General features: G+C 62.7%; 19 protein-coding genes. 7 read left to right on the forward strand and 12 right to left on the reverse strand.

The annotated features are described in order from the left end of the window. Positions 1 to 20: 20 nt before the first annotated feature. Positions 21 to 2,525, reverse strand: coding sequence for a ligase-associated DNA damage response DEXH box helicase (locus ABIT12_RS06235; protein WP_407065596.1), 2,505 nt, complete (start codon positions 2,523 to 2,525; stop codon positions 21 to 23). A 184-nt stretch (positions 2,526 to 2,709) separates the two neighbouring features. Between ABIT12_RS06235 and ABIT12_RS06240 the strand changes: the two genes are divergently transcribed. Then, positions 2,710 to 3,411, forward strand: coding sequence for a nucleoside/nucleotide kinase family protein (locus ABIT12_RS06240; protein WP_348043411.1), 702 nt, complete (start codon positions 2,710 to 2,712; stop codon positions 3,409 to 3,411). Here ABIT12_RS06240 and ABIT12_RS06245 read toward each other — a convergent pair whose 3' ends face one another. Next, entirely contained in the window at positions 3,412 to 3,669 is a 258-nt protein-coding gene (locus tag ABIT12_RS06245) for a DUF2171 domain-containing protein (RefSeq protein WP_348043413.1), read from the reverse strand. 441 nt (positions 3,670 to 4,110) lie between these two features. On the opposite strand from ABIT12_RS06245, the gene ABIT12_RS06250 reads away from it, so the two are divergent. Next, on the forward strand, positions 4,111 to 4,590 hold the full coding sequence (locus tag ABIT12_RS06250) for a GIY-YIG nuclease family protein (RefSeq protein WP_348043415.1): 480 nt from the start codon (positions 4,111 to 4,113) through the stop codon (positions 4,588 to 4,590). 653 nt (positions 4,591 to 5,243) lie between these two features. Here ABIT12_RS06250 and ABIT12_RS06260 read toward each other — a convergent pair. From ABIT12_RS06260 to ABIT12_RS06285, 6 genes are all read right to left on the reverse strand, one after another. Further along, complete coding sequence (locus ABIT12_RS06260; RefSeq protein WP_348043417.1) at positions 5,244 to 6,035, reverse strand: phosphotransferase; 792 nt, start codon at positions 6,033 to 6,035, stop codon at positions 5,244 to 5,246. After that, positions 6,032 to 8,929, reverse strand: coding sequence for a DNA polymerase I (gene polA, locus ABIT12_RS06265; protein WP_348043419.1), 2,898 nt, complete (start codon positions 8,927 to 8,929; stop codon positions 6,032 to 6,034). Before polA ends, ABIT12_RS06260 begins: the two co-directional genes overlap by 4 nt. A 96-nt stretch (positions 8,930 to 9,025) precedes the next feature. After that, a complete protein-coding gene (locus tag ABIT12_RS06270; protein ID WP_348043421.1) occupies positions 9,026 to 10,258 on the reverse strand; it encodes an RNA polymerase sigma factor in 1,233 nt (410 codons plus the stop codon). Positions 10,259 to 10,260: 2 nt separating this feature from the next. Beyond that, a complete protein-coding gene (locus ABIT12_RS06275; protein ID WP_348043423.1) occupies positions 10,261 to 10,611 on the reverse strand; it encodes a YciI family protein in 351 nt (116 codons plus the stop codon). 180 nt (positions 10,612 to 10,791) lie between these two features. Then, the gene (locus ABIT12_RS06280; protein ID WP_348043425.1) at positions 10,792 to 11,901 is read right to left on the reverse strand and encodes a quinone-dependent dihydroorotate dehydrogenase; all 1,110 of its coding nucleotides are present in this window, start codon (positions 11,899 to 11,901) and stop codon (positions 10,792 to 10,794) included. After that, positions 11,898 to 12,251: a DUF952 domain-containing protein gene (locus tag ABIT12_RS06285; protein ID WP_348043427.1), complete on the reverse strand. Its 354-nt coding sequence runs from the start codon at positions 12,249 to 12,251 to the stop codon at positions 11,898 to 11,900. Before ABIT12_RS06285 ends, ABIT12_RS06280 begins: the two co-directional genes overlap by 4 nt. A gap of 140 nt (positions 12,252 to 12,391) precedes the next feature. On the opposite strand from ABIT12_RS06285, the gene ABIT12_RS06290 reads away from it, so the two are divergent. Both ABIT12_RS06290 and aac(6') read left to right on the forward strand, forming a co-directional pair. Beyond that, positions 12,392 to 13,030: a helix-turn-helix transcriptional regulator gene (locus ABIT12_RS06290; RefSeq protein WP_348043429.1), complete on the forward strand. Its 639-nt coding sequence runs from the start codon at positions 12,392 to 12,394 to the stop codon at positions 13,028 to 13,030. Further along, positions 12,997 to 13,479 carry an aminoglycoside 6'-N-acetyltransferase gene (gene aac(6') / locus ABIT12_RS06295; protein WP_348043431.1) on the forward strand — a complete coding sequence of 161 codons (483 nt, stop codon included), beginning with the start codon at positions 12,997 to 12,999 and terminating at the stop codon, positions 13,477 to 13,479. Before ABIT12_RS06290 ends, aac(6') begins: the two co-directional genes overlap by 34 nt. Before the next feature lie 7 nt (positions 13,480 to 13,486). Here aac(6') and ABIT12_RS06300 read toward each other — a convergent pair whose 3' ends face one another. Further along, positions 13,487 to 13,876, reverse strand: a complete 390-nt coding sequence (locus tag ABIT12_RS06300; protein WP_348043433.1) for a chlorophyllide reductase — start codon at positions 13,874 to 13,876, stop codon at positions 13,487 to 13,489. A gap of 107 nt (positions 13,877 to 13,983) precedes the next feature. Between ABIT12_RS06300 and ABIT12_RS06305 the strand changes: the two genes are divergently transcribed. Beyond that, positions 13,984 to 14,571, forward strand: a complete 588-nt coding sequence (locus tag ABIT12_RS06305) for a DUF2975 domain-containing protein (protein WP_348043435.1) — start codon at positions 13,984 to 13,986, stop codon at positions 14,569 to 14,571. A 2-nt stretch (positions 14,572 to 14,573) separates the two neighbouring features. After that, complete coding sequence (locus ABIT12_RS06310) at positions 14,574 to 14,780, forward strand: helix-turn-helix transcriptional regulator (protein WP_348043437.1); 207 nt, start codon at positions 14,574 to 14,576, stop codon at positions 14,778 to 14,780. Positions 14,781 to 15,069: 289 nt separating this feature from the next. Here ABIT12_RS06310 and ABIT12_RS06315 read toward each other — a convergent pair whose 3' ends face one another. Both ABIT12_RS06315 and ABIT12_RS06320 read right to left on the reverse strand, forming a co-directional pair. After that, positions 15,070 to 16,854, reverse strand: coding sequence for a diguanylate cyclase (locus tag ABIT12_RS06315; protein WP_348043439.1), 1,785 nt, complete (start codon positions 16,852 to 16,854; stop codon positions 15,070 to 15,072). Between the two features lie 699 nt (positions 16,855 to 17,553). Next, positions 17,554 to 19,167 (reverse strand): lysine--tRNA ligase, encoded by a 1,614-nt coding sequence (locus tag ABIT12_RS06320; RefSeq protein WP_348043441.1) that lies wholly within the window; start codon positions 19,165 to 19,167, stop codon positions 17,554 to 17,556. Between the two features lie 154 nt (positions 19,168 to 19,321). Between ABIT12_RS06320 and ABIT12_RS06325 the strand changes: the two genes are divergently transcribed. Beyond that, a complete protein-coding gene (locus ABIT12_RS06325) occupies positions 19,322 to 19,735 on the forward strand; it encodes a tellurite resistance TerB family protein (RefSeq protein WP_348043443.1) in 414 nt (137 codons plus the stop codon). A 185-nt stretch (positions 19,736 to 19,920) separates the two neighbouring features. Here the strand turns inward: ABIT12_RS06325 and ABIT12_RS06330 are convergent. After that, a partial coding sequence (locus tag ABIT12_RS06330) for a transporter substrate-binding domain-containing protein (protein WP_348043445.1) occupies positions 19,921 to 20,745 on the reverse strand: 825 nt, incomplete at its 5' end.

Genomic DNA, 20,745 nt, shown 5'->3' on the forward strand with positions numbered 1-20,745 from the left:
ATAGTGTGGTTGCCCCAAACCTAGCCCAGTGCCTCGCGTAAAAGTTCATCGGCGGCGTCGGCCATGGCCGACTCGCGGCCTTCGCCGAAGATCGGTTCGCGGCCGATTTCGAGCATCATGGGTACCGCAAAGGGCGAGATTCGGTCCAGCGGCTTGTGTACGATATGCTTGCGGATCCGCCGCAGCATATTGCCGAGCCGCTCGATATCGAGCAGGCCGCGTGCCGCATCGCGGCGGGTAGCCTGGATCAGGATATGGTCGGGCTCATGCTGGTAGAGCACGTCATAGATCAGGTCGGACGACATGGTGATCTGGCGGCCGGTCTTTTCCTTGCCGGGATGGCGGCGTTCGATCAGCCCGGAAATGATCGCGCAATTGCGGAAGGTACGCTTCATCAGCGCCGATTCATCGAGCCAGGCTTCGAGGTCGTCGCCCAGCATGTCCTCGGAAAACAACTCATCAAGCGACAGCCGATCGGTGCGGATCAGCGCCGACAGGTCGCCGAGGCCCCAGATGCACAGCGCATACTCGGTAGCAACGAAGCCGAGTGGCCGGGCGCGGGAGCGTTCGAGGCGGCGGGTCAGCAGCATGCCAAGGGTCTGGTGCGCCAGCCGGCCTTCGAACGGATAGCAGACCAGATAATTCTGGGTGCCGCGCGGAAAGGTTTCGACCAAGAGGCTTTCCTGTCCCGGCAGGGTCGAGACATCGCGCTGCAACCGTAGCCAGTCGCTGACCTGATGGGGCAGGCGACGCCAGTCTTCGGGCGTGGCGATCATCTTGCGGACGCGCTCGGCCAGATAGGTCGAGAGCGGAAACTTGCCCCCCATATAGGACGGGATTTTGGGGTCCTTGGCGAAGGCGCGGCTGACGAAGGCTTCGTTGTCGCGGATGCCCTCGAAGGCGACGATTTCGCCGCCAAACATGAAGGTATCGCCCACCACCAGCGTGCCGAAGAAATATTCCTCCATTTCGCCCAGCACGCGGCCGCCACGGCCGATCGGGCCGGTGGTGGCGCCCTGCTTGTGGCCCCTGCCCCGCACCAGCCGCACCCGCACCATCGGCTCTTCGATAATGGTGCCGACATTGAGCCGGTATTGCTGGGCCACCTGCGGATTGGCGATGCGCCACAGGCCCTCGGCGGTTTTCTTGAGCCGCGCATAGCGCTCATAGGCGCGCAGGGCATAGCCGCCAGTGGCGACGAAATCGAGCACGCGATCGAATTTTTCGCGCGGCAGGTCGCGATAGGGCCAGGCGCGGCGGACTTCGGCGTATAGATCATCGGCGGCAAACGGGTCGGCGCAGGCCATGCCCAGAATATGTTGCGCCAGCACGTCATAGCCGCCAGAAACCGGGTCTTCGCTATCCTGATGGCGCTCTTCGACCGCTTCGAGCGCGGCTTCGCATTCGAGCACTTCAAACCGATTGGAGGGCACCAGCAGGGCCTTGGACGGCTCATCGAGCCGGTGATTGGCGCGGCCGATGCGCTGCAGCATGCGCGAGGAACCCTTGGGTGCGCCGACCTGCACCACCAGATCGACATCGCCCCAATCGATGCCCAGATCGAGCGTCGAGGTACAGACCACCGCCTTGATCGTGCCGGCGACCATGGCCGCCTCGACCTTGCGGCGCTGTTCCACCGAGAGCGACCCGTGATGCAGCGCGATTGGCAGCATGTCGTCATTGATCGCCCACAGCGCCTGGAACAGCATTTCGGCCTGCGAGCGGGTGTTGACGAACAGCAGCGTGATGCGGTGCTGCTTGATGGTTTCGTAGAGCGCCGGGGTGGCATAGGCTGCCGAATGCCCGGCCCAGGGCAGGCGATCATCGGTGTCGAGAATGTGCAGGACAGGCGGCGCGCCGCCCGAAGCGGTCAGCAGGTGGGTTGGCGCCTGCGGCAGCGGCGCGGCGATCCAGTCGGCCAACAGGTCGGGGCGGGCGACGGTGGCGCTGAGCGCGGTGATCCGCATCTGCGGCGCCAGCTTGGCAAGGCGCGCCAAAGCCAGCGACAGCAGTTCGCCGCGCTTGGAGGTGACCAGCGCGTGCAATTCGTCGAGCACGATGCGCTTGAGCGAGCCGAACAGCCGGTGCGCATCGGGATGGCTGGTCAGCAGCGCCAATTGTTCCGGCGTGGTCAAAAGGATATTGGGCGGATCGTAGCGCTGGCGCTGGCGACGGGCGGCCGGTGTATCGCCAGTGCGGGTTTCGACGGTGATCCTGAGGCCCATCTCGCCGATCGGGGTGGTGAGATTGCGGGCCACGTCGACTGCCAGCGCCTTGAGCGGGGACAGGTAGAGCGTGTGCAGACCTTCATGGGGGGTGTGGATCAGATCCTGCAGCGTCGGCAGGAAGCCGGCCAGGGTCTTGCCGGCGCCGGTGGGGGCGATCAGCAGGGCCGAGGCGCCGGCGTTCCAACTTTGCAGCACGTCGAGTTGATGGGTGCGGGGGGACCAGTTTTTGGCGGCGAACCAGTTGGCGATGATGGGGGGGAGATCGGTCAATGCAGCGGATTCTGTGCGGGAACGCAGAACCCCCTCCCTAGCCCTCCCCGCAAGGGGGAGGGTGACATTTTGCCTGTAGCGATATCGACGACCAATGCTGGCAGCTGGCCCGAACCCGTGAATTTTGCTGCCAGCATAACAACACCCTACCGCTCGTTGGTCGCGACACTATAGTATTGAGCCACAACGCAGAAGCGGCATGGAGGCTCAGTTGGCCGACGAGGATTTGATACGCTCATCCACCCCGACCCGCCGCACGCTGGAGCCGCAGACGGCTTTGTCGCTCTTGGTCGTGCATATCCAGCGCATGCACTCCAAGGCCGCGGGAAAACGCATCGCCATCGGCATTACCGGCGGGCCGGGCACCGGCAAATCGACGCTGGCCAGGGAAGTGGTCACCATGCTCAACGCCACCCATCCGGGCGCGGCCGCCCTGGTGCCGATGGATGGCTTTCACATGCGCCATGCCAAGCTCGAGGCCCTGGGCACGGTGGATTTCAAGGGCGCGCCACATACTTTCGAGGGTGCGGAATTCGTCAATTTCCTGCACCACCTCAAGCAGGCGACCACGGCAGTGAACGGGCCGGGCTATTCGCGCAAGATCGAGGATGTGGTGGACAATGCCTTCACCATCCAGCCGGACGTGACCATGCTGATCGTGGAGGGCAATTATCTGCTGCTCACCGATGGGCCATGGGCCGGGGTGAAGCCGCTGCTCGATTATGCGGTGTTCATCGATGTCGAGCGCGAAATCGTCCGCGCCCGACTGCTCAAGCGCCACGCCGAGGAAGGGCTGTTTTCCGAGGAGCGCAACAAGGCCCATATCGAGCGCACCGACCTGCCCAATTATGATCTGGTCTGCCAGTCACAGGACCGGGCCGACCTGATCATCACGCTCAAGGTCGAGCAGTAGCTAGACCGGCTTGCCGTCGGCTTCTTCCTCGTGGCTGACGGCCACATCGGCATTGGCCGACAGGCGGACGGCGCCGTCTTCGATTTCGGCCACATACTGGCCTTCGATGAAGTGATGGTGCCCGGCATGGCGGCCCGAACCGCTATCGGCCTTGACCAGCTTGATCCGGTCGCCTTCGACATGATCGACCGTGCCCACATGCACGCCATCGGCGCCATAGACATCCATATGTTCGGCAATTTCACTGAGATCGGTCATGGGGAGTTCTCCTGTTGGGATTGAGGAGAGGGAAACGGCTGGATGGCGCGAAGGATGCATCACGCGGCCACAAGCGCCGCGCGGCGATGGCCGGCGGGATGATCGAACGACGATGGCGAGACCGGAGCCTCGGGGGTAGTAAGCGTAGAGATGAAGCGCCATTCGGGCGTAGCCCTCATGGCCTTCTCGCTTCAAATCGCTCCACTGGAGCGATTTGTCCGGCTATGCCGGAGCAGCAGCGAAGTCTCGCCATCGCGCCGGGACTTTTCGCGGGTCCGGTTCAGGTGCGCCATTATTGCAGGCGCACATGCCGACTTTCAGCCCACGTGAGGCGAGCGACCTCGCCTCCCCAACTGTCACCCCACTCCTTCACTCGTCATGACCGCGTTCCGGTGGGGTGATGGGGGGATTGTACGGGAGGTTTTGGGGGACGGGGATAAGATGGGCAAATTAACCCGATGGTTCCACACCCACGATGTCACCCCGGCGCAGGCCGGAATCCATGCGGTGAATACTCCCGACGCTGAATGCGAGTGGATGGCCACGGACCTGGATTCCGGCCTGCGCCGGAATGACACCGTGGGCGTTGAACCGTCGGCGGCCCTATGCTTGTCTGGCACCATGGGCAAGGTTTTTATCGTCTACATCATGGCCAGCATGAAGGGCGGCACGGTTTATACCGGCGTCACCGGCAACCCTGCCGGCCGCGTGTGGCAGCACAAGACCCATGCCTTTCCGCGCAGCTTTACTGCCCGTCACAAGGTCGAACGGCTGGTCTGGTATGAAGTCCACGAAGACCCGCTCATCGCCATTCAACGCGAAAAGCGTATCAAGGATTGGCACCGCGACTGGAAGGTCCGGCTGATCGAAGAAACCAACCCGACCTGGCGCGACCTGTCGCACGAAGTGATGACGCCCTAGCCGCTGTAACTATCCGCGATGTCATTCCGGCGCAGGCCGGAATCCATGCGGTGAACGCTCCCAGAGCTGGATGCGAATGGATGGCCACGGACCTGGATTCCGGCCTGCGCCGGAATGACTCGGTGGGCGGACCGCCATCACCCGCGAAAAACGCATCAAGAAATGGCATCGCGACTGGAAGGACCGGCCGATCGAGGAGAGCAATCCTGATTGGCGCGATCTGTCGCATGACGTGGTGACGCCTTAGCTGCTGCAGCTATCTGCGATGTCATTCCGGCGCAGGCCGGAATCCATGCGGAGAACGGTCCCAGCGCTGGATGCGAATGGAAGGCCACGGACCTGGATTCCGGCCTGCGCCGGAATGACTTGGTGGGCGGGCCGCCATCACCCGCGAAAAACGCATCAAGAAATGGCATCGCGACTGGAAGGACCGGCCGATCGAGGAGAGCAATCCGAGTGGCGGGACCTGTCGCATGACGTGATGACGCCCTAGCCGCGCTCTAACCGCGCCGCGATGTCATTCCGGCGCAGGCCGGAATCCATGCGGTGAACGCTCCCAGAGCTGGATGCGAATGGATGGCCACGGACCTGGATTCCGGCCTGCGCCGGAATGACACCGCGTGTTGGGTGACAGCGCTGCAAACTCTGGCTTTCTACCTTAACGCCCGCTCCAGTTCCCCACGATGGCTCAACATCCACGCTGCACTGCGGGAGCGCCAGGCCAACGCCCAGAGCGGGGTTGGGTCGGTGCTGGCCATGGTGATGGCGGCTTGTCTGGCTTCGTTGGCGGTATCGTGGATGGCCAGGTGGATCATTGTCTCGACAAGGCCCCGCCGCTGAGCGGCGGCGAGGCCGTAACCCTCGACGATCAAGCGCAGTTTTCTAGCGCGGTCGGCAAGGGGCGGCAGGCCGATATGGGCGGCGAGGTCGTCGTCAAACAGGTGGGCATTGAGCCAGCACAATTGCGCCAGTTCGACCAGCGGATCGACGGGGCCGGCCTGTTCCCAATCAATCAGAGCGACGGGGTGGCCTGCCTCGGCGATGATGTTCCAATCGCCAGTGTCGCAATGACCGATGACTTTGGGGCCATCGCCGAGGCTGCGGCCGAACCAGTCGCGCCAGATGGCGTTTTCAGGGATTTTGAAACTGGCGCTGGCGATATGCATCTGCCGCAGCAGGGCGCCAAGGGCGGGCAAAGCCGCATCGGTCCATGGACCGGGATGGGGCGAGGTGCCCTCGATAAAACTCAGGGTTTCGCGGCCTCGATCGTCAAAGCCTGATCCGATGACGCGCGGTGCGCCGACAAAACTGACGGCTTCGAAATGGCGAAGCAGCGCATGTACGGTTTGCGCCCATGGTCCGGTCTGGCGGTGAACCACATCGCCGTTACGGACCACTTTGGTCCGTCCGCCACCGGCGAGCGGAACTTCGGCGTCAGCGCTCAATGAGCCTCATCCCAATTGTGCGCGGCATGGGCATCGACCTGGATCGGCACTGACAGCCGCACTGCTGGTTCCGCCGCGTTTTCCATTACTGCCTTGATCGCCGGCATGGCGGCTTCTTCCGTGCCCAGCGGCACTTCGAAGATCAGTTCGTCGTGGACTTGCAGCAGCATTTTGGCGTCGATCTTGGCCTTGGCCAAGGCGGGTTCCATGCGGATCATCGCTCTGCGGATGATGTCGGCGGCGCTGCCCTGGATGGGGGCGTTGATCGAGGCGCGTTCGACGAAGGAGCGTTCGGCGGCGTGGCTGGAATTGGCATTGGGGAAGTTGATCTTGCGGCCGAAAATGGTGGTGACGAAGCCATCGGCTTTGACGCGGCGGCGCTGTTCGGCCATGTAATCCTGAATGCCGGGGAAGCGTTCGAAATAGGTCTTGATGTAGTCGCCGGCTTCCGAGCGCGGAATGCCGAGCTGGTTGGCGAGGCCGAAGGCGGAAATGCCGTAGATGATGCCGAAATTGATCGCCTTGGCTCTCCGGCGCACATCGGACGGCATGCCCTCGATCGGCACGTTGAACATTTCCGAGGCAGTCATGGCGTGAATATCCAGCCCTTCCTCGAAGGCGTCCTTGAGGGCCTGGATATCGGCGATATGGGCCAGCACGCGTAGCTCGATCTGGCTGTAATCGGCCGAAATCAGGATGTTGCCGGGGGCGGCGACGAAGGCGGTGCGGATCTTGCGGCCATCGCTGGTGCGCACCGGAATGTTCTGCAGGTTGGGCTCGTTGGAACTGAGCCGTCCGGTGAGCACCGAATGCTGGGAATAGGTGGTGTGAACGCGGCCGGTGCGCTGGTTGATATATTCGGGCAGGCTATCGGTATAGGTGGATTTGAGCTTGGTGAGCTGGCGCCAGTCGACAATGGTTCGGGCCAGCGGCACGCCCTTGAGCGCCAGGTCTTCCAGCACATCGGCGCCGGTGGCCCAGGCGCCGGTCTTGGTCTTGGTGCCGCCCTCCAGCTTCATCCGGTCGAACAGGATTTCGCCCAGCTGCTTGGGGGAGCCGAGGTTGAAATTACTGCCGGCCAGCTCATAGGCCTCGGCCTCGAAGGCGGCGGCGCGCTGGGCGAAATCGCCGGAGAGCCGGGCCAGGATTTGCTTGTCCACGGTGATGCCGCGCGCTTCCATGCGGGCGATCACCGGGGCCAGCGGGCGCTCGATGGTTTCGTACAGCGTGGTCATGTTTTCGGCGGCGAGGCGGGGTTTTAGCACCTGCCACAGGCGGAAGGTGATGTCGGCGTCTTCGGCGGCGTATTTGGCGGCGGCGGCGATGTCGACCTGGGCAAAGGTCTTCTGGGTCTTGCCGGTGCCGATCAGGTCCTTGATCGACTGGCCGGCAAAGCCCAGCCAATGGTCGGACAGTTCGGCCAAGGTGTTGTATTGCGGGCCGTCGAGCGAATAGCTGAGCAGCAGGGTATCGTCGCAACTGAGCACCGGCACATCATAGCGGGCCAGAATGCCGAGATCGTATTTGCCATTGTGGAAGATTTTCAGGGTGGCCGGATTGGCAAATAACGGGCGCAGCATGTCGAGCGCTGCGCGGATATCCATCTGGCCTTCGGCCTTGCCGCCGCCAAAGATATCGCCTTCGCCAACGCTGTGGCCGAGGGGCAGATAGGCGCCGGTGCCGGGGGCGATGGAAAAGGAAATGCCGACCAGATCAGCGACCTGATTGTCCAGCCCGGTGGTTTCGGTATCGGTGGCGACGATGCCGGTCATTTCGATGGCGTCGATCCAACGCTGCAGGCCCGTTGCATCGCGGATGATTTCATAGGCTTCGGGCTGGAACGGAATGGCGCGGATTTTTTCGTGCATGGCCTGCGCGTGGGCAACGGCGGCGGCGCCGGAGCGGCCGGTCTGTTCGAGGCGCACGGCACGGGCTTCAGCGCGGGCCTCGTTGTTGAAGCCGATCGGCCCTTCGCGCTTGACCGCCAGTTCGGGATCGGGTTCGAAGGCGTCGGGATCAAAATTTTCCAGCGCGGCGATGCGCTTGATGATGGTGGTAAATTCCATCGCCTTGAGGAAGGGCACCAGCTTGGCGCCCGAGATCGGTTCGCGCAGCAGGGCATCGAGCGGCAGTTCGACCGGCACGTGCTGTTCCAGCGTCACCAGCTTTTTGGAAATGCGGGCGCTTTCGGCGTGTTCGATCAGGCTTTCGCGGCGCTTGTTCTGCTTGATCTCGGAGGCGTGCTCGAGCAGGTTTTCCAGCGTGCCATAGGTGTTGATCAGCTCGGCGGCGGTCTTGTAGCCAATGCCGGGAACGCCGGGGACGTTATCGACGCTGTCGCCGGCCAGCGATTGCACTTCGATGACCTTGTCGGGGGTGACGCCGAATTTTTCGAACACCTCCTCCATGCCCAGCCACTTGTTTTTGAGCGTATCGAGCATCTTGATCGAGCCATCGGGTTCGATCAGCTGCATCAGGTCCTTGTCGGTGGAGACGATGGTGACCTTGCCGCCGGCCTGCTTCATCTGGCAGGCATAGGTGGCGATGATGTCATCGGCTTCCCAGCCTTCCTGCTCGATGCAGGCAATGGAAAAGGCGCGGGTGGCCGAACGGGTCAGCGGAAACTGCGGCACCAGATCCTCGGGCGCCGGGGGGCGCTGGGCCTTGTAGAGCGGATAGAAATCGTCGCGGAAGGTTTTGCCCTTGTGGTCGAAAATCACCGCCATATGAGTGGGCGCATCATCGCCCTTCATGTCCTCGGTGAGCTTGAACAGCATGTTGCAAAAGCCCGACACGCAGCCAACAGGCAGGCCATCGCTCTTGCGCGTCAATGGCGGCAGCGCATGATAGGCGCGGAAAATATAGGTCGAACCATCGACGAGCAGCAGATGCATGAGGCGATTCCCTTTACGGCGAAGGCGACCTTAAAGGATGATCGGCGGCTTGCCTATTTGGCTTTGGGCCGGCGCGTTCACCGACGCCAAGCAGGCTCAGGCGAAGTCGGCCAGCTTGGATTTAAGGAAGCGGATTTCGGGCTCCTGCCGGGCGAGGCCCAATGCTATTTCATAGGCGGCCTTGGCCTCGGCGGTGCGGCCGAGTTTGGCGAGCAGATCGGCCCTTGTGGCGTGGGCCAGATGATAGTCGGCCAGTTCGCCGCGGCTGAGGATCGCGTCGACCAGAACGAGCGCGGGCTGCGGGCCATCGCGCATCGAGACGGCTACGGCGCGGTTGAGTTCGACAATGGCCGAGGCGTCCAGGCGCAGCAGCAGGTCGTAAAATACCACGATCTGCGCCCAGTTGGTGGCATCGGCGGTGCGCGCCAGACCATGCTCGGCGGCGATGGCGGCTTGCAGGGCATAGGCGCCAAAGCGGCGATGGCGGAAGATGTGGCGGACGCGACCGACCCCCTCGCCGATCTGCTCATGATCCCAAAGGGACCGGTCCTGATCCGGCAGGGCGATCAGATCACCGGATGGGGTGAGACGGGCGGCGCGACGCGCATCGGTCAATAGCAGTAGCGCCAGCAGGCCATCGGCCTCGGGTACGGTGACCAGATCGGTCAGCAGGCGGGCCAGCCGGATGGCTTCGGCGCAGAGATCGGCACGAATGGCGCTGGCACCGGAGGCGGCGGAATAGCCGGCGTTGAAGATCAGGTAGATCACCTGCAGCACGGCTTCGAGCCGATCCTCGAACTCGGCCGGTTCGGGCACCACATAGGGGATATTGGCGTCGCGGATCTTGGCCTTGGCCCGCACGATGCGCTGGGCAATGGTGGGTGCGGGGCTGAAATAGGCGGCGGCGATATCCTCGGTGGTGAGGCCGCCGACCTCGCGCAGGGTCAGCGCCACCTGCGCGTCGGGGGCCAGCGCCGGATGGCAGCAGACAAAGATCAGCCGCAACTGATCATCGGCAATGCTGTGATCGGTTTCGACCACTTCGGGCTCCATGGCCAGCTCGGCCTGATGCATCAGTTCAGGCTGGGCCTGTTCGAACCGGCCCTTGCGCCGCAGTTTATCGATGGCCTTGAAGCGCCCGGTGGAAATCAGCCAGGAGCGTGGATTGGTCGGAATGCCATCGCGCGGCCACTGGGCCAAAGCTGCCAGCCAGGCATCGTGCAAGGCTTCCTCGGCGAGATCGAACCCGCCGAGCAGGCGGATCAGCGTGGCCAGCGCCGGGCGCGCCTCCGTGCGGTAGATCGCCTCGATATCGGCCGCAGTCGCCACGACTAGCCCAGCGACATGATCGGGCGCACTTCGACGCTGCCGATCTTGGCCAGCGGAATGCCGCCGGCGATGCGGATGGCTTCGTTAAGGTCGTCCGCTTCGATCAGGATGAAGCCGGCAACCTGTTCCTTGGTTTCGGCAAACGGGCCATCGGTGGTCGAAATCTTGCCGTGGCGATTGCGCACCGTGGTGGCGGTGTCGACCGATTGCAGCGCCTGGGCCATGATGAAATGGCCGCTGGCGGTGATCTCCCGATCGTAGGCCATGGATTCCTTGGTCAGTTCCGCCCATTCGGCGGTGGTGAACTTTTCTATTTCCTTGCCGTCAAAGCAGACGAGGCAGAGATATTTCATGATGTGACCTTTCTTTGCTGTCGATAGCGATGGTCGAATGGTCGGGGGCAAAATCGACACTATGCACCGCATTTTCCTCGCTCTCGACGTCACCCCGGCCCAGGCCGGGGCCCATCCTGAGATCTCGAGATGGGTACCGGCCTGCGCCGGTATGACACCGCAGGTAGGGCTGCAACGCGCCTAAAGCTCAGCCTTGCCCGCCGCCCAATCGGCCACCTGTGTTCCGCTCAATTCGCTCACATTGGTTTTGCCCTGCGCCCGCACGGCGGCGGCAAGGCCGCGCTTGATGCGGTCGAGCAGGTCGAGTCCGCCGAACACCAGCGCCGAATAGAGCTGGATGGCATTGGCGCCGGCCTCGAACTTGGCGACGGCGCTTTGCGGCGAATGGATGCCGCCAACGCCGATGATCGGCAGGTCGCCGACGCGCAACCGGGTTTGCGCCAGCTTTTGCGTGGACAGGTTGAACAATGGCTTGCCGGAGAGGCCGCCGGTTTGATTGGCGTTTTCCATGCCGGCGACGGTATCGCGGGTAATGGTGGTGTTGGAAACGATCAGGCCGTCGAGGTCGGTGGCCAGCACCACCCTGGCGATCGCGTCTAGCGCGGTTTCATCCAGATCCGGCGCGATCTTGAGGAACACCGGCACGCGGACGCGGGCCTTGGCGCGGGCGGCCAGCACTTCGTTGAGCAGGCGGCGCAGCGCTTCGTCGGCCTGCAGATTGCGCAGGCCCGGCGTATTGGGTGAGGAGACATTGACGGTCAGGTAATCGGCCAGATCGGCGAAGCGTTTGACGCCCAGCACATAGTCGGCGACGAAATCTTCGCTGTCCTTGTTGGCCCCGATATTGACCCCCAGCGCTGCGGGCACGCGCAGGCCCTTGAGCCTTGCATAAGCCGCGTCATGGCCTTCATTGTTAAAGCCCATGCGGTTGATGACGCCGCCGGCCTCGACAATGCGGAACGAGCGCGGCCTGGGATTGCCAGCCTGCGGGCGCGGGGTGACGGTGCCGATTTCGACCATGCCAAAACCCATCTGCGCCAGCGGGCGCGGCACTTCGGCATTCTTGTCGAAACCTGCAGCCATGCCGACCGGATTGGCCAGATCGAGTCCGCAGAGCGCGATCCGCAGTTCAGGCGGATCGGTATGGGTCTGTTGCGGCGCCAGACCCAGCTTCAGCGCCGAGATGGTGGCGCCATGGGCGGTTTCGGCATCCATCCGCAGCAAAGCCTGTTGGGTGAGATTTTGCAGCGCCGAGGAACGCAGCAGCGGGGACAGGGCCGAAAAGATCATTTTACGCCTTCGGGCAGAGTGCAGGAGCCATCGGCCGCGACGGCGAGCGGGGCTTCCCACGCCAGCGCGCCGAGCGGCAGGATGCCATAAAAATGCGGGAACAGCGCACCGCCGCGCGAGGGCTCCCAGACCAGCCGGTCGCCCAGGTCGGCCGTACGCACCGCCAGCAGCACCAGACCCGACTGGCCGGCAAAATACAGCCGCAGCGTTTCCGGCAATTGGGCCGCATCGGACAGATGGACATAGCCGTCCGCGGCATCGATCGGCATGCCGGCAAAGCTGGCGCTGCCGCGCGCGGGGGCGAAGGCGGTTTCGGTGACAATCTTGTAGATCAATTCGGGCTGGCTCATGGGCGCAAACCTAGTGGTGGTGGCCTCGGGGCGCAAGCGGACCGCGACCGGAGATGGTCTTTACAAGTCCGGTTCTGGGCGATAGAAATAGGACTACATTCCGCACATAAGATATCTTTCCTGTTTTGGGCGAAAACTTCATGCTGTCACACCGCGCCATCTGGGACGGAATCGACGCGCTGGCGCGGCGGCAAGGCCGTTCTGTTTCGGCGCTGGCCAAGCTCGCGGGACTGGATGCGACGGCATTCAACGTGTCCAAGCGGGTCAGCAAGGATGGCCGCGAACGCTGGCCTTCGACCGAAAGCATCTCCAAAATTCTCGACGCGACCGGGGAAACCTTCGATGCCTTTCTCAGTGGCACCGGGGCGTTTCTGCAACTGGATGATCAACCGCTGCGCACCGTGCCGCTGCTGGGGCTGGCGCAGGCCGGCTCGGGGGGATTTTTCGACAGCGCCGGTTTTCCGGCCGGCCAGGGCTGGGACGAAATCGCCCTGCCCTCGCCCGGCCAGGTCGGCATTTATGCCCTCGAGGTGCAGGGCAATTCGATGGAGCCGCTGTATCGCGAAGGCGATCGCATCGTGGTGTCGCCGACCGAGCAGGTGCGCCGGGGCGACCGCGTGGTGGTCAAGACTCGCGATGGCGAAGTAATGGCCAAAATCCTGTTCCGGCAGAGCGCCAAGCAGATCGAGCTGCATTCGCTCAACCCGGCCTTTGAGCCGCGCGTGCTGGAAACCGCCGAGATCGAATGGATCGCGCGGATCATCTGGGCCAGCCAGTGATTACGGTAGCACCCGCCACCAGGGCCGATGCCGACGTGTGGCTCGAACTGCGTCTCGCGCTCTGGCCGGGAGAAGATCGCCGCAACGAATTTATCGGCGAGATTTCGCAGATGCTCGCCGATGCCGGGGACACCGTAACCTTCATCGCCTGGGACGATAGAGCCGGGGCCGTCGGCTTCGTTGAGGCCGGGCTCCGGCATGATTTTGTCAACGGCTGCGAGACGTCGCCGGTGGCGTTTCTGGAAGGCGTCTATGTATCGCCGGCTTATCGCCGCCGAGGCGTTGCCGGCCTGCTGGTCGACACCGTCGCCGACTGGGGCCGCCAGCGCGGCTGCGCGGAGTTCGCTTCCGATGCCCTGCTGGACAATACCCAAAGCCACGCGATGCACCACGCGCTCGGCTTTCAAGAAACCCAGCGCGTGGTGTATTTTCGCAAGGTATTGGGCTAGGCGCGGCCTACTTACACTGGCCGCGCGCCAGCATGTCGGCGATGATGATGGGCGTAGCCGCTGTCTCGGTCCAGTTGGCCCGCTCGGTTGCTGCCGCGGTGAGGGCTGAAACAGCGGTGTCTTCCGACAGGCTGATGGTCTTGCCGCATTGCAGCGTCGAGCCGCGCTGCCTGCCTTGCGCAAACACGATGCCCGAGGCTTCACCCACCCCGGCGAGATAGGCGATGACGGCATTGCGGGCCATTGGATCAGTCTTGGACAGGTCCACCATCTCCATCACCTGGGCGACGGAAATCTGGCCCTTGCTGGTGGTTGCGGCCGCCTGCGCCGGGCCTGCGGCCAAGAGAGCAAAACCAGCGAGCAGGGCCGTCATGGGGCGAACAGAACGAATAAGCATTGATCGTTTCCTTATCGTTTTACGATACGTGCATATCATTTTTCGAAATATAATTATTGTCAAACGATAATTTTTGCCCTAAGTTCGCCCTATCAAAGGAGCCATCGATGATCGACACCCGAGCCGTCCCACTCGACCCAAGCCAGTTCCTGACCCAAACCGTTGCCGTCGATGGACGCACGGCGCTCATGTTCAATAGCCTCGCCGTGGGCTCGGTGGCGCTGGCAGCGCTGCTGCCGCTGGGCGTGGTGGCCTATTGGGGTGTGGTGGAGGCCGGCGGGGCGGGGCAGACCATGGGGTTCACCCCCCAATTGCTGCCGCATCTTGATCTGGGCATGCGGCTGGGTGCCATCGGCATCAGCCTGTTGGCGGTAGCGCCGCTCTGCTGGGGCCTGCTGCGCCTGCGCAGCTGTTTCAGCCAGTTTGCGCAGGGACGGCCCTTTGCAGCCAGGGGCATTGGCGGCTTGCGCGACTTTGCCGCCGGAATGGCAGTGAGCGTGCTGGCAAAACCCATCAGCTTCACGCTGTTGACGCTGTTGCTGAGCAGGAATGCCCCGGCCGGCCAGCGCCAATTGGCGATCCGGCTCGATAGCGACACGCTGGTGATGGCGCTGTTTGCCGCCACCATCGCCTCGCTGGCCTGGGCCATGCAGAAGGCGGCGGCCATCGCCGAAGAAAACAGCCAGTTCGTCTAGCCATGGCCATCAAGATCAATCTGGCGGTGATGCTGGCCCGGCGCAATGCTCGGTCCAAGGAGCTTGCCGAGTTCATCGGCATTACCGAGGCCAATCTCTCGCTGCTCAAATCGGGCAAGGTCAAAGGCATTCGCTTCGATACGCTCGAAGCGATCTGCACCTATCTGGACTGCCAGCCGGGCGATATTTTGGAGTTCGAGGCGGATTAGAGCGCAGCGCGTGGTGTATTTTCGCAAGCTGCTGGGCCAGGCGGCACAGGGCCGACAATGCGGTGATCGATACCAAGCGGCTGGCGCAGGGGCGACCATCGGCTGAGATGGGGTGGATTGCAGACTGGCAGCTATCAAGTTGTTGACGTCGGCTTTGCGCCAGAAGCGGACTTCGGCCCACGGCGTAGTGTAGGCCTATCCGCGTAGAGGTCGTCCTACGCGCTGGCGGGCTGCAGTCAGGCAGCGTTGGGGGGCCGGCCGAACCCTATGCAGCAGGTATGCGCTGTGATCATCGGCCCGCCCACCCAATAACCCTGTCCCGACCCGCGCCCTTTGCGATGTATAGCGCCTCATCCGCTCGTGCGAGTAAGGTGGCCGCGTTCCGGTCAGCGGTAGGGGCGTCATAGGAGGCGATTCCAACGCTAATCGTCACAACGCCCTTTTCGCTCCCCTCGTGCTTTAGCTGAAGGTCCCGGACGGCGGCCCTGAGCTTTTCCGCCAGGATATAAGCGCCGTCCTCGTCGGTGTCGGGCAAGATCGCACAGAACTCTTCGCCGCCATATCTTGCGATAAGATCGGTTCGGCGGCTGTCCGTTCGGCGCAGAGCCTCGGCGACTATCTTTAGGCACACGTCCCCGGTGGGGTGCCCATAGATGTCGTTGAAGGCCTTGAAACGATCAATGTCGATCATGACCAGACTAATGGGCTGACCACTTCGCGCGGTACGAGAAATCTCCTTCGCGAGATATTCATCAAGTGCCCTGCGGTTCGGCAGTCCTGTCAATGTGTCCGTGGTCGCCAACAACCTGAGTTGGTCGGTTAGGCCGCGAAGTTCTGTTTCTGCGAGTTTGATCGTCGTAATGTCGGAAACGACCACGGACGCTTTGCCGCTATCGAGGGGCTTTGTTCGTACATGTAACCATCGTCCGTCATAGCGATGAACCTCCTCATCCTGGCCGGTGCGTAACGCGGACATCACTGTGTCTATCCACGCATCGACACCGTCCAGGGAAATTCCGAGCTGCTCACCTCGAGAGATCGCGGCCCGCAGTATAACGGGCAGGGATGCCCCTGGAACCCTCAGTTCTGCGGTGAGAGGAAACATCGAACGATACTGCTCGTTGCAATAGGTAATTCGGCCCTCGCGATCAAAGAGAGCCAAGCCATCCGACATTTCGGTCAGGAGGAACGAGAGCTGATCTCGACTGTCGAGCAACTCCTTGTCGATTGCCTTTTGCCTAGTGATGTCCCGCGTGACGCCCACAAGTCCAAGCGCATCGCCCCTAGGGTTGTAGAGGGGCGTCTTGGATGTGGTGAACCACCGTTCGTTGCCATCGTTGTCCGGTACCATTTCCTCGTGGTCGAAGGTGCCCACGCCAGTGCGGAGGAGTTCTTGTTCTTCTGCGAAAAACTTCCCTGCATTCTCCGGCGGCAAAATGTCGAAATCGGTCTTGCCGCGCATATCGAAAGTCCGCTCGAACCCATTGGCGGTGGCGACCGCCTTGTTGACCATGAAGAAGCGCCCCTGCGGGTTCTTGATATAGGCATAGTCCGGCGACAGGTCCGCTGCAGCCATGAACAGCATGGCCTCCTCTGCCCTTTGCTGACTGATCACGATCACCCGAATGGCAAGGAACGTGGCCAAGACGCCAATGATCAGCGTGGGTGGCAGCGCGTCCAGCACGTGCCCCCAAAGTTGTGTGGGCAGGGCCAATACGCTGACCATCGACGAAGGAGTGGCGATCAACGCAAAGAGAAGCGTCGCAAGCGTCGAGGGCGGGCGTCGCTTGAGCAGCGCGTAGCCCAGGAGCCCGAGACCGGTGGAAATGGCAATGCCAAGCGCGCCGGCAATCGCTCCGCCGCCGCCCACGTACAACCGGTAGGCCGCAACTATCGCGCCGGTCAACATTCCCGCTAGCGGCCCCCCGAGGAGACCGGACACGGCAACCAGAGTTGCGCGAAGATCGAAGAATACGCCGCTCTGCATCTCGAAAGACAGCAGCATCGAGGCAATCGCACCTAGCCCCATCACCGCGCCAAAGACCGCAGCACGGACGCGCGGTCCCAGCACCATCAGGATCAGGTCCGCATGTGCTCATGCGGAGATAATGAGCCCGACTACGGCAAAGTTTTCGATGAGGGCGTGCCACATAGTCGGCTACTCAAGATTGGTCGGGGGGCGCATGGACCATGCACGGTCTTGGAGAATTTCTGGTTAACTTGATGGCTAAGTAAGCTGTGAGAGTTGCCTCGGTGAGTACCTGGCGGGTCATGCTCCGTGCCGGCCTCATCGCTGCGGCCCCCTGAGCAAGCCAAACCCATCGTCTCGCGATCCAGACGAGAGTCTGCTCTGGGCCAGAAGCGGCCATCACGATCCTGACGCGCGACCGTCCGGAATGGGGTCGTGAGCGGACTTTGAAAAACTTATCCCCGTCCCCTTCACGCCATGGCATCATCCACCCATCCCCGTCACACACGCGGCCCCTTACGCAGGGTCGGGCGGGGAGATCGTGGGATGGGGGCGCCTGTCCAGCTCGGGTGGAAGCTCGGCGCGTGCGTCTGCAATAATGGTGCACACGAACCGGACCCTTGCATAAAAGCGGATCGTGACGGGCGGCCATTGGGCCACTTTGTCTACTTTAAGGTCCAACGGCCGCCCGTTACCGTATAACCGCGACGCCCTCGGGCCGGGCGGCAATTTTTGCTGTCCTGTCCAACGGCAAGCAGGCTCGGGACGATCAAGCCCTGGCGAAATAGACCCTGAATTGGTGACCTATTCCGCCTTCACCAGTTTTCCGGCCAGTGCGTCGGCGATCAGCTTGCGGGTTTCGGGGACGCCGTAGAGGGCGATGAAGGAGCCGAAACGGGGGCCCTGATCCGAGCCCAGCAGCACCTGATAGATGGCGCCGAACCAGTCGCGCAGCGGATCGAATGGGTGGGCGTTGCCCACCGCATAGACGATGTCCTGCAGGTCCTTGCCGTCCAGACCATCCTTGCCGTCAAGCTGATCGTGCAGATCCTGCAGCGCTGCGCGCTCGATGTCGGTGGGGGCGCGGAAGGTCTTGGTGGGCAGCACTTCATCCTGGAAGTAGCGCACCGCATAGGCGGCAAGCCGATCCAGATCGGGATTGTTCTGCGGCGTGACGCCCGGCATGCGGCGGCTCAGATAGCCCCACATCACCGATACATCATGGGCGTTGGAGGCCGATGCCAGGTTGAGCAGCAGGCCGAAGGTCACCGGCATGTCGATGACCGGCACCTTGCCCGAATGGATGTGGAAGGCGGGGTTTTCCAGCGCCGCAGCGGCGTCCTGGCCATTGAAGGAGGCGACGTGCTGATAATATTCGTCGACGGCGCGCGGGATGACATCGAAATGCAGGCGCTTGGCGACGCGGGGCTTCTGGAACATGTAGAGCGCCAGCGAATCGGTGGAGGCATAGGCCAGCCATTCGTCGATGGTCAGGCCATTGCCCTTGGACTTGGAAATCTTCTGGCCGATTTCGTCGAGGAACAGCTCATAGACATAGTGCTCAGGCGCCACGCCGCCCAGAATGGTGCAGATGCGATCATAGAGCGGGGCGTTGGTCTGGTGGTCCTTGCCGAACATTTCGAAATCGACGCCAAGGGCGGCCCAGCGCATGCCGAAATCGGGCTTCCATTGCAGCTTGGCATGGCCGCCGGTGACCGGCACGGTGGTTTCGCTGCCGTCTTCGTCGTTAAAGGTGATGGTGCCAGCCTTGGCATCGACATGCTTCATCGGCACGTAGAGCACGCGCCCACTGATCGGCGAAATCGGCAGGAACGGCGAATAGGTTGCCTGCCGCTCGGCGCCCAAAGTGGGCAGCATCACCTTCATGATGTCGTCATAACGCTCAGCGGCGCGCAGCAGCATGGCGTCGAACTTGCCGGACTTGTAATATTGCGTGGCGCTGGCGAATTCGTAATTGAAGCCGAAGGTATCAAGGAACCGGCGCAACATGGTGTTGTTGTGATCGCCAAAGCTCTTGTAGTCGCCGCCGAACGGATTGGGCACCGCGGTCAGCGGCATTTGCAGATAGGGCTCCATCGCGGCACGATCCGGCACGTTTTCCGGAATCTTGCGCATGCCGTCCATATCGTCGGAAAAGCACAGCAGGCGCGTTGGCACCTGGTCGCGGGTCAAGAGGCGAAAGGCCGTGCGCACCATGGTGGTGCGGGCCACTTCGCCAAAGGTGCCGATATGGGGCAGGCCCGAAGGGCCATAGCCGGTTTCGAACAGGGCCTCGGTCTTGCCGGTTTTTTCCAGCCGCTTGACCAGCTTACGGGCTTCCTCGAACGGCCAGGCGCGGGCGTTCTGGGCAGCGTCGAAAAACGCGGGATCAAGTTCAGGGAGCGGTGCGGGAGACACGGGTTTCAGCCTTGCAAACGGAACAAAAAAGCGAACCCGGCTGTGTTGCATCCCGCGTCCCCTGCGTCAATGCTGCGCAGGGGACGCCGGATTTCTTGTCATTTGCCGGCAGGCTCATTAGGTATCGGGTTCGATTGGCCCAAAGGACTTTGCCATGCCCACTTCCGCCCATGACGGTTTGATCCATTTAATGATCGTGGCCGCTTCGTCCGACGCCACCATGACCGACCGGGAATGGGCCGGTATCGAAGAGCTGGTGCGCCGCCTGCCGGTGTTTGAGGGCTACGATAAGTCCAGGCTCGCGGCCGTTGCCAATGCCTGCGCTGAAAAGGTCAATGGCCCGGCGGGGCTGGATGGCGCTATCGAAGATGCGCTCGCGGCAATCCCGAAAAAACTGCAGGACACCGCCTATGCGCTGGCGGTGGAGATCACCACGATCGATCTCAAGCTGGAGCAGGAGGAACTGCGGTTTTTGGAACTGTTGCGCGATCAGTTCGACGTTGATCGGCTGGTCACTGCGGCGATCGAGGCTGCCGCCCGGGCGTTGCATCGGCGGATGCCGGGCTGATCAGGCACTCCCTCCGCTATAGCTCCGATCCCCCTTCTCCCCTTGCGGGAGAAGGTGCCCGAAGGGCGGATGAGGGGTTTCTTACTTGCTTGGGTGCACGCGGAAGCGACCCCTCACCCTGCAATTCTGCTGAACGCAGAATTGCAGTCCCTCTCCCTCAAGGGGAGAGGGATAGCAAGAACCGCTCAATAAAACCCGATGGGGAACCAGCGCAGGTAGAGCTCGTCCAGCGCGCCGTTGTTCTTGAGCTTGACCAGGGCCCAGTCGATCGCCTGCCGGACGGCATCGTGGCCCGGCGGGACAGCGATGGCGAGGCCTTCGCCGAACAGGTCGGGGCGGAAATACGGCTGGCCGGCAAAGCCGCAATCGGTATTGTCATTGAGCCAGAACGAGGCGCGCATGCCATCGCCAAACCAGGCATCGGCCTTGTTGGTCTTGACCGCATCGAGCGCTTCGATTTCGCTGGGGAAGGTCGCCAGTTTGGCCGCGGGCAGATAGCGCTTGAGGAAGGTTTCGTGGGTGGAGCCGGCGCGCACTGCGACCGTTTTGCCGCTGAGAGCGCCCGGATTGAACGCCTTGACGTCACCACCCCGGGTAACGAACCGCCCGGGCAGCGCCAGATAGACCGAGGAGAAATCGAACTTTTCGCCATTGGCGGGGGAGAGTTCGATGCCGGCGATCAGCGCGTCGCCCTGGCTGTCGGTCAGCGCATCGCCCACCTGTTCCCATGGCCAGGCCTGCACCGTGCAGGCGACGTTGACCTCGGCGCAGATGCGGCGGGCCAGATCGATATTGAAGCCGATCAGCTCGCCACTCGGATCGCGAAAATTGAAGGGCGGGAAATCGGCGGTGGTGAGGAAGCGGATCGCCGGGACCGGCGTCAGATTGGGCAGGATTTCGCGGGCGCTGGGATCGGCGTGATAGGGCAGCGCCTGGGCGGAAGCGGCGAGGGTCAGCAGCATTAGAATAATCGGGGTCAGGAGCGCTCGGCCCCACCCCCTCCCTGCCTC

The organism is Devosia sp., assembly GCF_039927955.1.
GTDB lineage: Bacteria > Pseudomonadota > Alphaproteobacteria > Rhizobiales > Devosiaceae > Devosia.